Source organism: Nereida sp. MMG025 (assembly GCF_021654165.1).
Taxonomy (GTDB): domain Bacteria; phylum Pseudomonadota; class Alphaproteobacteria; order Rhodobacterales; family Rhodobacteraceae; genus Nereida.
On the sequence record NZ_JAKFZN010000001.1, the window covers coordinates 881,732 to 894,606 of the forward strand.

Genomic DNA, 12,875 nt, shown 5'->3' on the forward strand with positions numbered 1-12,875 from the left:
ATGAGCGAGGCCAAAGAACACCGTTTTCCCTGTGATCAATGCGGCGCTGATCTGCGGTTTGACCCGTCAAAGGGGCAGCTGTCTTGCGACTTTTGTGGCAATAGCGAACCTTTGGTTGAACACTATCGCCCTGCCCCGATCACCGAACAGGATTTTCACAAAGCGCTGCGGGCCGAACTGAGCGCAGGGGAAATGGAAGAAACGCGCGTTTTGTCGTGCACCAATTGCGGCGCGCAGGTTGAGTTTGAGCCGGATGTGCACGCGGCTGAATGTCCATTTTGTGCCACCCCCGTGGTCACCGACACCGGCGCGCACCGGCATATCAAGCCCAAAGGCCTGCTGCCCTTTGCGCTTGAGGAAAAAGACGCCAAGGCGGCGATGAACACATGGCTTGGTCGCTTGTGGTTCGCGCCCAATTCCTTGCAAAAATACGCCCGTAAGGGGCGCAAGATGCAAGGCATTTATGTGCCCTACTGGACCTATGATGCCAACACGCGCAGTCAGTACGAGGGCCAACGCGGCACGGTTTATTACGAGACACGCACGGTTGTGCGCAACGGCCAGCGCCAAACGCAGCGCGTGCAGCGCGTGCGATGGCGCGGTGTGCGCGGGCGCGTGGGACGGGCGTTTGACGATGTGCTGGTGTTGGCGTCGCGGTCCCTGCCCAAACGCTTCACCGATGCGCTTGAGCCGTGGGATATGTCGCGGCTTGAGCCCTATTCGCCCGAATATCTGGCAGGGTTTCGCGCCGAAGGCTACACCGTTTCGCTGGAGGACGGGTTTGATGAGGCGCGTCATATGATGGACCGCGTCATCGAGCGGGATGTGAAGTTTGATATTGGCGGCGATCGTCAGCGCATTACGGCGCTACAAACCCAGGTCAGCGATGTAACCTTCAAACACGTGCTGCTACCCGTTTGGTTGGCCGCCTACAAATACCGCGGGCGCACGTTTCGCTTTGTCGTGAACGGCCGAACCGGACAAGTGCAGGGCGAACGGCCGTATTCGGCTTGGAAAATCTTTTTTGCGGCCTTGCTGGTGGCCATTTTTGCGGCCTGTGCAGGCTATCTTTACGCGGTAAACGAAGGGTTGGTGCAACTGCCATGAGAGCTTTGATTCAAAGAGTGTCGCAGGCGTCTGTTACGGTTGACGGCGCCGTCATTGGGCAGATTGGGCAAGGTGCGCTGGTCTTGATCTGCGCAATGCAGGGTGATGATGATGCCCAGGTTCAAAAGCTGGCAACGAAGATCCCTAAGCTGCGCATCTACAAAGACGATGCGGGCAAGATGAACAGATCACTGGCCGATGTTGGTGGTGCGGTTCTGCTGGTCAGCCAGTTCACGTTGGCCGCAGATACCACGCGCGGCAACCGCCCCGGATTTTCGCAAGCCGCACCACCTGCCGAAGGTGAGCGGCTGTATGACGCCATGGCCGCAGCTTTGCGCGCGCAGGGGCTGAACGTGCAAACAGGCCGGTTCGGTGCGGATATGCAGGTCGGTTTGGTCAACGACGGGCCTGTGACGATTTGGATGGATACTGCAGCTGTCTAATTGCGGCCTGCGCCTTAGCTTATGTGCATGAACGATCCGTTTCCCATCGCCTATATGGATGGCCAATGCAGCCTGTGCAGCTTTGGCGCACGGGCGATTGACTGGCTGGACCGTTCAGGCCAGATCAGGATATGCCCTGTGCAATCAGAGCGTGGGCGCGCGGCACTTGCGGCCCATGGTTTGGACCCGGAGGACCCTGAAAGCTGGTTGTTCATCGCCGATGGTCAGGCATGGGACGGCTTTGATGCGGTGGCGCAGGTCGGGCGCAGATGTGGTGGTCTGGGGCATGTGGTGCGCGTCGTGATGATCTTGCCTGCGCCCTTGCGCCAATGGCTGTATAGGCGCGTGGCACGCAACAGATACAGACTGTTTGGACGGCGCGAGATGTGTCAGATCCCAAGCGCGTCCTTGCAGGCGCGGTTGATCGACTAAAGATCAATCTCGATCACGCCATCCTTTTGCGCTGCGCGTGATTGGCACAAGATAATCTGCGTTTTGCGTTGTGCCGCAGACAAAACAAAGTCGCGGTGTTCGACCTGCCCATCCAGCAATCCGCATTTGCACACACCGCAGATGCCATCGCTGCATTTGACGTCTACGTGTATCCCGTTTTCGGCCAAAACATCAGTGGCCGTTTTTTCTGCCGGCACCAAAAGGCTGCGACCGTCTTTCAGACGCAAGGTGAAGGCATGATTTTCATATTCTGGAAGGTCAGGAATATTGAAATACTCCAAGTGCCGTGCCTCTTGGGGTGTGCCGCCATTTTCGGCGGCTTGAATCACCGCCGACATAAATGCGTCTGGCCCACAAGCATAGACATGCTGGCCTTGGGTATATGCGCCAAGAATTCGGTCCAAATCCGCCCGGGTGCCTTCGTTCGATATGTGCAAGTGAACCTGATTTGACCACTCAACACTTGCTAAATCAGCTAAGTATCCCGCAGATGCCCGATCGCGGATGCAGTAATGCAACGCAAACGGGCGACCAAGGGCATGCAGGCGGTGGGCCATCGCAATCATGGGCGTGACCCCGATACCGCCGCCCATCAGATACGACATCGGTGCGTTTTCGTGTAACGGGAAGTGATTGATGGGGCGCGAGACAAAGACACGGCGGCCTTTGGTGAAGATACGGTGCAAGAGGGCCGATCCACCGCGCCCGTGGTCTTCGCGCAAGACCCCGATTTGGTATACGGAACGGTCCGCAGGGTTACCCGACATCGAATACTGGCGCAAATATTCGGGTGCCACCACAATATCGAGATGCGCGCCCGCCGCCCATTGAGGTAAATCGCGGCCTTCGGGATCACGAAATTCATACTTTGTGATCCCATCGGCCATCGCTTCGACTTTGCTGACAATCACGGGCAAGACGGGACTATCGGTGTCGCTGCTATAGGTGTGATCCCAAGCCCCTGTTTCGCCGGCCGCACGGCGTTTGCGATACTCTTTGGCCGTGATCATTTGCTGATAGGCTTCGATGCCCGCTTCGCGGTCCATCGGGTAAGGGTAAGGGTATGGATGTGGGGCAAGAGGCGCTGGATATACAGCAAGCGTCTGATCTTCATATCGCAGGTCAAGATCGCGTTGCAAATCACGGGCATTGACAGGTTTTCGGGTGGGGCGATAGGCGCCGTCCTCTCTCAGTTCCAGATCCCACCACCATTTTTTAACAGGGTTCAACCCACCCCTGCCCGCCATGTCATCCAGTTTCGCCAAAGCGGGTGCAAGTTGTGGCACATTCATCGCAGCCCATCTGAATGGCGCTTCTTTGAACACGCCTTCAAGGTTCCACGGGCAGGTTTTCATGCAGCGTCCACACATTGAACCGCCTTCGGTGCTGATGCGGTAGGTCGCGCATTTCTGGCTATCGGATTTCCAGATCTCGTAGCCATTGAACATCAGTTTCGGACCGGCTGTGATCGCACCAGAGGGACATTCGCGCGCACATTTATTGCAGGTCTCGCAAAACCTCTGCAGGCCGAAATCGATGGGTTTGTCATGGGCCATTGGCATGTCGGTGGTCACGACGCCCGACTTAAGGCGCGGCCCCAAAAAGGGGTTCAAGATCACCTCGCCGATACGGCTCACCTCGCCCAAGCCAGAGAGCAGCAAAAGAGGCGGCTGCAAAACCTCGCCGTCCATAACGGAATGGGCTTTGGCACTATAGCCAAGGTTGCGTATCTGTTTGGCGATCACCCCACCGAGCAACGAAAACCGAAGATAGGCGCGCATGGATTGTGCGACGCTGATCCAATCGTCGCCTGATGCCCCGTCCATCGTTTCATAGCCCTGATCGATGATAATGCTGATGGCCTGGTCATGCGGCGGTGTGATTGGGGCACCCGTGGCATCGTGGGAATACCACGTCCAGTCAGGACAGCGCGATATGCCAACAGCGTCCACACCCAGAAAATAGGCCGCCGCCTTGATATTGGCCGCGTTGCGGGCCGCATCCGTGGGGCGCGGGCCTGCGTCAGGGACGCCATCTTGCAGCAAAACAAAGGCGCCAAGCATCCGCCGCTGTGCAGAAGATGGCGCGGCCTTGCGCACGTAATACCCGCCCTTCGCCTTGTCCTGAAGCGCCTTGCCCATGTCACCGAACTGCGCACGCGCGAAAAGGTCGGCACGTTTGGGCACGCGCGCAACGCGGGCTTCATCGATAAAGGTCGTTGGCGTTTCAACGCGTTTGAGCGTTTCAAATGGATGCGGCCCGTCTTTGAAATCGCGTTTCGCAAATGGATCTAGCGTGCGCTTGGATTTCGCGGTGCCCACCCCTGCCCACCATTTCAGGTCATTCAGGATATGCGGCGGCTGCGTTGTGGCCAGCGGTGCATCATGGGCCATCGCAAAGCGTGTGGTGACAGCGGCCAGACCGTAGCGCCGTCCGACAAAGGGATTGTCCAGATCAGTTGTGATCAGTCCGCTGGCCACCGCAAGCTGGTTGAGATTTACATCTGTGCTGGTGGGTGAATGGGCCTTTGCATCCCACCCCAGAAGCCGCAGATAATTGGCGATCACAACCGCCGTTTCGGTTGCCCGCAACGCCGCGCGGTGGGCCTGCGCATCCCTGAGCCATTGCGTGCCTGCTTCGTGATCCTTTGGATCTCGCGGCATATCATACAGAAAGACAATCGCGTGGTCATGATCGACAATGGTGGTCGGCGGCGCCTGCATGCTTTCTTTCAGATCAGCCATAATCACATCAATGCCAGCCGCCAATGTTTTGGTCTGGCGGGTCTGAAGATCATGCGCCAAACGGTCAATATCGGGATTGCGGCGTGGCGTTGCGCGCAAAGCAGAGCGCACCACCGGCCCGACCCCCACCATCGCTGCATCACTGAAATAACCAAACCCTTTGATGTGGTTCGCGCGATCGGACAGGTCGTCTGGCACTTGCGACTGGACCTTGTTGACCAGACCGTCACGGATCGCATCCATCATCGCCTGGTATTCGCCCATCGCATTTACGATGCTGTCAGGACAATCAGCGCGGCGAAAAGAAAGCGCAGGCACATCTGGTATGTCTGCCACGACAGGCATGGGGCCCCGCGCCAACCGTTCCAGCGGATATGGCCCCATGTGAACGGGACGGGTTTTGGTTGAGAAAAAGCGCGTGGTCATCGGTGCGATCCTAAGTTGGGCACACCTTGCGTTGGCTTGACTACATTATCAAGGAACCGAATGGTGCTGCCGGAGAGAATTGAACTCTCGACCTCTCCCTTACCAAGGGAGTGCTCTACCTCTGAGCTACGGCAGCGTCCGAAAGGTGGAGCGTGATTAGACGCTATTGGGAAATCGTGCAAGCGCAATCTGGACCCTTTTTAGCGCTTGGGTTACACCGCCTTTCATGACGGACAAAAACACATCCAAGAAACCTGCAAAGGCCCCGCAAAGCCGAGAAGATCGGCTGAAGGCGGCGCTCAAAGCGAATATGGCGCGGCGCAAAGCGCAAGCCAAAGCGCGCAGCAGTGCGGACAAAACCTGAGGTAGCGGTAAAATGGACAGTATTCTGGTTAAAGGCGGGAACACGCTGCAAGGTGATATTCCCATTGCGGGAGCCAAAAACGCAGCGTTGACGCTGATGCCTGTCACCTTGCTCAGCGACGAGCCGCTGACACTGACCAACACACCGCGGTTGTCGGATATCAAAACGATGACGACGCTTTTGGAAAGCCTTGGCGCGGAAGTCACAAGTCTGCAGGACGGCAAAGTCTTGGCGATGTCCACACATGGCGCGATCAACACGACTGCCGATTACGAGATTGTCCGCAAGATGCGGGCCTCCAACCTTGTTCTGGGCCCGCTGCTGGCACGTGAAGGTCATGCGATCGTCTCGCTGCCGGGCGGTTGTGCAATCGGCGCGCGCCCAATGGATATTCACACGGACGGTCTGGCCAAGATGGGCGCACAGATTGATCTGCGCGACGGCTATCTTCACGCCAAGGCTGATGGTGGAAAGCTGAAGGGTGCTGTCATCGACTTTCCTTTTGCCAGCGTAGGTGCGACAGAAAACATCATGATGGCAGCCACCTTGGCCAAAGGGACCACAGTGATCAACAACGCCGCGCGTGAACCTGAGATTGTCGATCTGGCCACCTGTCTTCGCGCTATGGGTGCGCAGATTGATGGCGATGGATCGCCCACGATTACCATTCAAGGCGTCGACCGTCTGGGCGCCGCAACCCACGCCGTTGTGACAGACCGGATCGAGCTTGGCACCTATATGCTGGCCCCCGTCATTGCAGGTGGCGAAGTGACCTGCCTTGGGGGACGGATCGACCTGCTGGCCGCATTTTGCGAGAAACTGGATGCCGCGGGCGTCAGCGTAACAGAAACAGACGCGGGCCTGAAAGTGGCCCTGCGCGGGGACCGCCCCAAAGCCGTTGACGTGACAACAGAACCCTTCCCCGGCTTTCCGACAGACCTACAAGCGCAGATGATGGCCATGCTTTGCTTTGCGGATGGCACATCGGTTCTGGAAGAAAAAATCTTTGAAAACCGCTTCATGCATGCCCCTGAATTGGTTCGCATGGGTGCCGACATCGATGTTCAAGGCGGCACGGCCACAGTGCGCGGCGTGGACATGCTGAAGGGCGCACCTGTGATGGCGACGGATTTGCGCGCGTCTGTCTCGCTTATTCTGGCGGGTCTTGCAGCTGAGGGCGAAACACTTGTGAACCGTGTCTATCATCTGGACCGCGGATACGAAAAAGTCGTGCGGAAATTCGCAGGGGTTGGCGCGAACGTTGAACGCGTGAAGGGCCAATGAGCGATACCCCCACAGATGCCAGCTTTGTGGATGGCGGTGAACGCCCGCTGCGCCTGATCGCGCGGGATGGCGATGACGTTCAGGTTGTTTCGGCTCTTTTGCAAGATGCCGTGTTCCCTGCGACCGAAATGAAATGGGACGCTGGCAGACGCCGCTTTGCCCTTTTGCTCAATCGGTTTCGTTGGGAAGACGTCCCCGCCGCCGAACGCCGCGGGCGTGCTTTTGAGCGTGTGCAGGCTTTGCTCATCATTGACGATGTCCTGCGCGTTGCGAGCCAGGGGATCGATCCGAAACAAAGCGATATGATCTTGTCGTTACTCTCTATTGATTGGGACGAAACAGAAGCACCGGGCGGCACCTTGACCTTGCACCTTGCGGGTGACGGTGCAATCGCGCTGCATGTGGACGCCATCGAGATGACCTTGAAAGATGTGACGCGGCCCTACATCGCGCCTTCTGCAAAACAACCAAAGCATCCCGAGTAGATCATGCCCGTTTTTATAAGTTCCACCGACGCCGATTTTGAGGCGCAATTCGCGGCCCTTCTGACAGCCAAACGCGAAGACAGTGTCGATGTCGACGATATCGTAGCCGAGATCATCGCCGATGTGCGCGCGCGCGGCGATCAGGCCGTGCTGGATCTGACGGCCAAATTCGACCGTTTGGATATCCCTTCAGACGGCTTGCGCTTTAGCGCTGCAGAAATCGCCGAAGAAATCACGAAGGTGTCCGATGATGATCGCGCCGCCCTTGAATTGGCCGCAACACGTATCCGTGCCTACCACGAACGCCAGTTGCCGCAAGACGAAAACTGGACCGAAGAAACAGGCGCAATGCTTGGCTGGCGGTGGACAGCTGTTTCGGCGGCTGGTTTATATGTGCCGGGCGGTCTGGCCTCATACCCGTCATCTGTGCTGATGAATGCGATCCCCGCAAAGGTCGCGGGGGTTGAGCGGTTGGCGATCGTGGTGCCAACCCCGGATGGGATTTGCAATCCGTTGGTCCTCTTGGCAGCCCAGATTGCGGGCGTGGACGAGATTTACCGCATCGGCGGTGCACAAGCGGTCGCAGCGCTTGCCTATGGCACTGAAACCATTGCGCCCGTCGACAAGATCACAGGGCCCGGCAACGCGTTTGTGGCCGCCGCCAAAAGGCGCGTCTTTGGCAAAGTCGGCATTGATATGATTGCAGGCCCTTCAGAAATCCTTGTCATTGCAGATAAACACAATGATCCCGCATGGATTGCGACCGATCTTTTGTCGCAGGCCGAACATGATGAAAGCGCCCAATCGCTTCTGATCACGGATGATGCAGCCTTTGGACGGGCCGTTGCGCAACAAGTGGACACGCAGCTTGCCACCCTGCCCCGCCGCGACATCGCTGGCCCAAGCTGGCGTGACTACGGCGCTGTGGTCGTCGTGCGCGATCTGAATGAGGCGGTGCACCTATCAAACCGCATCGCCCCTGAACACCTTGAGCTTTGTGTCGAGGACCCAGATGCGCTCTCGGCTAAGATTACACATGCAGGTGCTATTTTTCTCGGCCAATGGACCCCCGAAGCCATCGGCGATTACATCGGTGGGCCCAATCACGTCCTGCCCACCGCACGGTCTGCGCGTTTTTCCAGCGGACTGTCCGTGCTGGATTTCATGAAGCGCACAACCTTGGCCAAAATGACCCCCGAAGCGTTAAAAGCAATTGGTCCTGCGGCTGTTCGCCTGGCCACGAGCGAAAGCCTGAGCGCGCACGGCATGTCCGTGCAGGCGCGTCTGGACAAGTTGAACGAAGGATAAATTATGCCTCAAGGACGCTCTCTCGAACTATTCTTTATTGAGGGCAAACCTGATGGCATGCGGACCGCAGAAGTTTTCAATTGGACAGGACATGTACTGTTCACACCGCGCTTGACTTTGAAAAACGCCCTGCAAAGAGAGTATGCCACTCATACTGGTGTCTACGTTTTGCTTGGAGAAAAAGACGGCGTTGGCACCGCATACATCGGGGAAAGCGAAGAGTTGGCCCCGCGCCTGCGAAATCATGCCAAGGAAAAGGACTGGTGGACCCACGCGGTACTTGTCTGCACAACCGCAGATACACTCAACAAGGCGCACGTCAAATACCTAGAAAGCCGATTGGTCGAAATCGCGCGATCTGTTGGCGCGGTCCAACTTGAAAATGGTAATACGCCCACGAAAAGCAGCCTACATGAGGCAGGCCGTGCGAATATGGAAGAGTTTCTGGAAACCTTGCAAATTGCGATGCCCGCATTGGGGGTCGACATTTTCACACAGAAGGCGCGCACACCTGAAAACACCGCTGCTAGAACCGAACAGTTGGCAGAAACCAATTACGAATTTGTTCTTCGTACACCAAAGCATGGCGTCGAAGCCTTCGCGCGCCTCGAAGGATCAGATCTGGTTGTTCGTAAAGGATCCGTTTGCCGAGGCGAATGGACTAAAAACGAAACGACTGAGCATGGCTACAAGACCCTGCACAATAAGCTCATTGACAATGGTACAATTGAACCGTTCGAAGATAAGGGAAGATTTACGCAGGACTATGCCTTCAACTCTCCCTCCGCAGCCGCGGCAGTTCTAAATGGTCGCCGCACCAATGGGCGCATCGAATGGCGAACAGTGGCAGGAAACAAGACCTTCGCGGAATGGGAAGACGCCGAGCTGACCAAAGAAAACGAAACCTAACGTCGCCATGCGAAGTTGGTCGTGGCAAAGCGCGCCGCGCTGTTCTACACATGCGAATGGGAGCACACCGATCAACAGGAGGTCAACACCATGACCCGCATTGCACATATCGAGCTGGATGACAGCAATCTGCCCCCGCCGACACCCGAAATTGATCAGGAACGCAAAGTCGCAATCTTTGATCTGCTTGAAGACAATTCGTTCTCGCTGCCCAAGCGCGATGACCGTGCCGTGCCAGACGGGCCTTTCCGTGTCGGCCTTTCGATCAAAGACAAACGACTTGTTTTCGATGTGACAACGGATGATCACAAACCAGCAGGCGAATTTCACCTGTCGCTTGGGCCCTTTCGCCAAGTCGTCAAAGACTACTTCCAAATCTGTGAAACTTATTTTGAAGCGGTAAAAACGATGGCCCCAAGCCAGATCGAGACAATTGATATGGCCCGGCGCGGTATTCACAACGAAGGTGCGCGCATTTTGCAAGACCGCCTTGAAGGAAAGGCAGAGGTGGATATCGATACCGCGCGCCGCCTGTTTACTCTCATCTGCGTGTTGCACTTCGGAGGCTGATAGGTGCCACGCGATCTCCCAACGTCCGTTCTGTTTTGCTGCGATCACAACGCCGTGCGCTCGCCAATGGCCGAAGGACTGATGAAAAAGTTTTACGGCATGGACACTTATGTTCAGTCCGCAGGCGTCAAAAGTGATCTGGAAGTGGACGGGTTTTCCATTGCCGTTTGCGAGGAGATGGGTGTCGAATTGGGCCGCCACCGCGCCCGCACGTTCGATGAGATGGAAGAATGGGGAGACGACCTTGGCAGCTTTGATCTGGTGGTTGCCCTGTCCCCTGCAAGCCAGCGCGCGGCGCTTGAGCTGACCCGCCGCTATCATCTTGAGGTGATTTACTGGCCTATCATGGACCCGACGGGGCTTGGGGAAACCCGCGAAGCCAAATTGGACAGCTACCGTCAGGCCCGCGATCAGATTATCAACAACATGCGCGAGATGTGGGGCGATGGCATTTAGGACGTTCTGCCGCGCCTAATCCGTCACATCTGCCCGATCATTGAGACTTTTACCTTGAAAACCCACGCGTTTGCGCTCATTTAGCGCCATGTCCCGATTTGGCGGGATGCAACGATGGAGTGAACATGGCCAAGGAAGAACTGCTCGAATTTCCCGGTGTCGTAAAGGAACTCCTGCCGAATGCGACATTCAGGGTCGAGCTGGAAAACGGCCATGAGATCATCGCACATACGGCAGGCAAGATGCGCAAAAACCGCATCCGCGTTCTGGCTGGCGACAAGGTGCAGGTCGAAATGACCCCATATGATCTGACCAAGGGTCGGATCAACTACCGCTTTAAGTAATGAAGCTGATCCTCGGCTCTGGAAGCCCCCGACGGCGCGAGCTGCTCGGCACTATTGGGTTGAGCCCTGATGAAATCCGCTCGCCCGATATCAATGAAGAGCCTGTGAAAAACGAATTGCCACGCCCCTATTGCGCGCGCATGGCGCGTGAAAAGGCCCAAGCACTGGAGGCTGGCGCAGACGAAGTGATCATCTGTGCTGATACCACCGTCGCCTTGGGGCGGCGTATTCTGGGCAAACCAGCGGATGCTGGTGAAGCGGCTGAATTTCTCCATAAATTGTCGGGGCGCCGTCACAAAGTGATCACAGCCGTAGCCGTGAAAACTGCATCCGCAGTGTGGGAGCGCGATGTGGTGACGGATGTTAAAATGAAACGCTTGTCGGACATCGAAGTGAATTCCTATCTTGCAACGAATGACTGGCGGGGCAAGGCAGGTGGCTATGCCATTCAAGGCCCTGCTGGCGCGTTTATCCCATGGATTTCAGGCAGTTATTCAGCCGTCATGGGATTGCCTGTGGCCGAAACCGCAACGCTTTTGATGGCTGCGGGTTATCCTGTTTATGGAGATGCGTCATGAAAGGCCGCCAGATCGCTTTGGATCATTTGAACGGGCGCGAAGCTGCTGCCCTGCTTATCGACGGTCGTTTGCATGACTTGCTGGTGGATGGCGACGCGCCCCGTGTCGGCACCATTTATGCGGCAACAGCCGACCGCCCCATGAAAGGTCAAGGGGGTCTGTTTGTGAACACTCCCGATGGCAAAGCCTTTTTGCGCGGTGCCAAACCCATGGCCCCGGGCGCGAAGGTTTTGGTGCAGGTGACAGGCCATGCAGAGGACGGCAAAGCCATTCCGGTGACCGCCAAAGTCCTGTTCAAAAGCCGCTACGCCATTGTGACGCCAAATGCGCCCGGCCTGAACGTTAGTCGCAGCATCCGCGACGAAGAAGAACGCGTGCGCATCAAGACGATCCTGCACGACGTGGCAGGCCAAGCCCCCCACGGCATTATCATGCGCTCGGCCTGCCTTGGAGCCGATGATGATGATATCGCCGATGATATCCTTGCCATGTTAAACGCTGCCGATACGGCCTTGGAAAATACCAGCCCTGCGCCTGCTGTTTTACAGCAAGGCGATGCACCACATGCATTGGCTTGGCGCGAATGGACAGAACCTGCCGATATTGCCACCCACTCTGGCAGCTTTGAAGACTGCGGTGTTCTGGACCAGCTGGAAGGCCTGCAGGACCCACAGGTTCGGTTTGCCCAAGCCAGCATGTTCATTGAACCAACCCGCGCGTTAGTGGCTGTGGATGTGAATACAGGCGGCGACACATCTGCCGCCGCAGGTCTGAGAGCCAACCTTTGGGTTGCTAAAGAATTGCCGCGCCAACTTCGACTGCGCGGCTTGGGCGGCCAAATCGTCATCGACTTCGCGCCCATGTCCAAAGCAGATCGCCGCCAGATCGAAAGCAGCTTGCGTGCCGCATTCAAAGCGGACGGTATCGAAACAGCGCTTGTCGGCTGGACACCGCTTGGGCATTTTGAGCTTCAGCGCAAACGAGAACGCCTCCCCCTTCTGCTTGAGGAGTAACCATGCCCTGCCCCATGTGTGAAAATGAGATGGACGAAAAATATCGCCCGTTTTGCTCCAAACGTTGCGCCGATCTTGATTTGGCCAAGTGGTTGAACGGGTCCTATGCGGTTCCAAGCCAAGACCCCGATGATTTCGAAGACCTGTCCGAGGCGCTTGAAAAGGCACAAGACAAAGACGACGAACCACCCTTTTCAAAGCCCCACTGAATTTCCACATAAATCGCGCAAAATCCTCTGGACACCTATGGGTCGCTGACCTAGAACACGCCAACCCATCGATGGCATCGCTGTCGTAAACCCGTGCCCGGGTAGCTCAGGGGTAGAGCAGTGGATTGAAAATCCTCGTGTCGGTGGTTCGATTCCGCCCCCGGGCACCATTTTTACCCTTT

Annotated in this window: 15 protein-coding genes and 2 tRNA genes; 15 read left to right on the forward strand and 2 right to left on the reverse strand. The window is 56.8% G+C overall.

The features are described 5' to 3' along the window. From L1065_RS04335 to L1065_RS04345, 3 genes are read left to right on the forward strand one after another with little or no spacing between them, the layout of a single operon-like run. Complete coding sequence (locus L1065_RS04335) at window positions 1-1,107, forward strand: TFIIB-type zinc finger domain-containing protein (RefSeq protein ID WP_237094207.1); 1,107 nt, start codon at window positions 1-3, stop codon at window positions 1,105-1,107. Then, a complete protein-coding gene (gene dtd, locus L1065_RS04340; RefSeq protein ID WP_237094208.1) occupies window positions 1,104-1,550 on the forward strand; it encodes a D-aminoacyl-tRNA deacylase in 447 nt (148 codons plus the stop codon). Before L1065_RS04335 ends, dtd begins: the two co-directional genes overlap by 4 nt. Before the next feature lie 27 nt (window positions 1,551-1,577). After that, window positions 1,578-1,982, forward strand: coding sequence for a thiol-disulfide oxidoreductase DCC family protein (locus L1065_RS04345; RefSeq protein WP_237094209.1), 405 nt, complete (start codon window positions 1,578-1,580; stop codon window positions 1,980-1,982). On the opposite strand, the gene L1065_RS04350 is transcribed toward L1065_RS04345, so the two are convergent. Together L1065_RS04350 and L1065_RS04355 are read right to left on the reverse strand one after the other, a co-directional pair. Next, entirely contained in the window at window positions 1,979-5,173 is a 3,195-nt protein-coding gene (locus L1065_RS04350; protein WP_237094210.1) for a reductive dehalogenase, read from the reverse strand. The genes L1065_RS04345 and L1065_RS04350 overlap by 4 nt on opposite strands. Window positions 5,174-5,234: 61 nt before the next feature. Beyond that, a tRNA-Thr gene (locus L1065_RS04355) sits at window positions 5,235-5,309 on the reverse strand. A 90-nt stretch (window positions 5,310-5,399) separates the two neighbouring features. Between L1065_RS04355 and L1065_RS04360 the strand changes: the two genes are divergently transcribed. The 12 genes from L1065_RS04360 (at window position 5,400) to L1065_RS04415 (ending at window position 12,863) form a co-directional block, all read left to right on the forward strand. Continuing rightward, the gene (locus L1065_RS04360) at window positions 5,400-5,537 is read left to right on the forward strand and encodes a hypothetical protein (protein ID WP_237094211.1); all 138 of its coding nucleotides are present in this window, start codon (window positions 5,400-5,402) and stop codon (window positions 5,535-5,537) included. Between the two features lie 12 nt (window positions 5,538-5,549). Further along, complete coding sequence (gene murA / locus L1065_RS04365) at window positions 5,550-6,821, forward strand: UDP-N-acetylglucosamine 1-carboxyvinyltransferase (RefSeq protein ID WP_237094212.1); 1,272 nt, start codon at window positions 5,550-5,552, stop codon at window positions 6,819-6,821. Continuing rightward, window positions 6,818-7,306 (forward strand): DUF2948 family protein, encoded by a 489-nt coding sequence (locus L1065_RS04370; protein ID WP_237094213.1) that lies wholly within the window; start codon window positions 6,818-6,820, stop codon window positions 7,304-7,306. The genes murA and L1065_RS04370 overlap by 4 nt, the downstream gene beginning before the upstream one ends. 3 nt (window positions 7,307-7,309) lie before the next feature. After that, window positions 7,310-8,614: a histidinol dehydrogenase gene (hisD, locus tag L1065_RS04375; protein ID WP_237094214.1), complete on the forward strand. Its 1,305-nt coding sequence runs from the start codon at window positions 7,310-7,312 to the stop codon at window positions 8,612-8,614. Window positions 8,615-8,617: 3 nt separating this feature from the next. Beyond that, complete coding sequence (locus L1065_RS04380) at window positions 8,618-9,523, forward strand: GIY-YIG nuclease family protein (protein ID WP_237094215.1); 906 nt, start codon at window positions 8,618-8,620, stop codon at window positions 9,521-9,523. A gap of 90 nt (window positions 9,524-9,613) precedes the next feature. Further along, window positions 9,614-10,093 carry a UPF0262 family protein gene (locus tag L1065_RS04385; RefSeq protein WP_237094216.1) on the forward strand — a complete coding sequence of 160 codons (480 nt, stop codon included), beginning with the start codon at window positions 9,614-9,616 and terminating at the stop codon, window positions 10,091-10,093. Window positions 10,094-10,096: 3 nt separating this feature from the next. Then, a complete protein-coding gene (locus L1065_RS04390; protein ID WP_237094217.1) occupies window positions 10,097-10,549 on the forward strand; it encodes a low molecular weight phosphatase family protein in 453 nt (150 codons plus the stop codon). A 125-nt stretch (window positions 10,550-10,674) separates the two neighbouring features. Beyond that, window positions 10,675-10,893 (forward strand): translation initiation factor IF-1, encoded by a 219-nt coding sequence (gene infA / locus L1065_RS04395; protein WP_007205486.1) that lies wholly within the window; start codon window positions 10,675-10,677, stop codon window positions 10,891-10,893. Beyond that, window positions 10,893-11,471, forward strand: coding sequence for a nucleoside triphosphate pyrophosphatase (locus L1065_RS04400; RefSeq protein WP_237094218.1), 579 nt, complete (start codon window positions 10,893-10,895; stop codon window positions 11,469-11,471). Before infA ends, L1065_RS04400 begins: the two co-directional genes overlap by 1 nt. Continuing rightward, window positions 11,468-12,484, forward strand: coding sequence for a ribonuclease E/G (locus L1065_RS04405; protein ID WP_237094219.1), 1,017 nt, complete (start codon window positions 11,468-11,470; stop codon window positions 12,482-12,484). The genes L1065_RS04400 and L1065_RS04405 overlap by 4 nt, the downstream gene beginning before the upstream one ends. 2 nt (window positions 12,485-12,486) lie before the next feature. Beyond that, complete coding sequence (locus L1065_RS04410) at window positions 12,487-12,693, forward strand: DNA gyrase inhibitor YacG (protein WP_237094220.1); 207 nt, start codon at window positions 12,487-12,489, stop codon at window positions 12,691-12,693. A 95-nt stretch (window positions 12,694-12,788) separates the two neighbouring features. After that, a tRNA-Phe gene (locus tag L1065_RS04415) sits at window positions 12,789-12,863 on the forward strand. Window positions 12,864-12,875 lie beyond the last annotated feature (12 nt).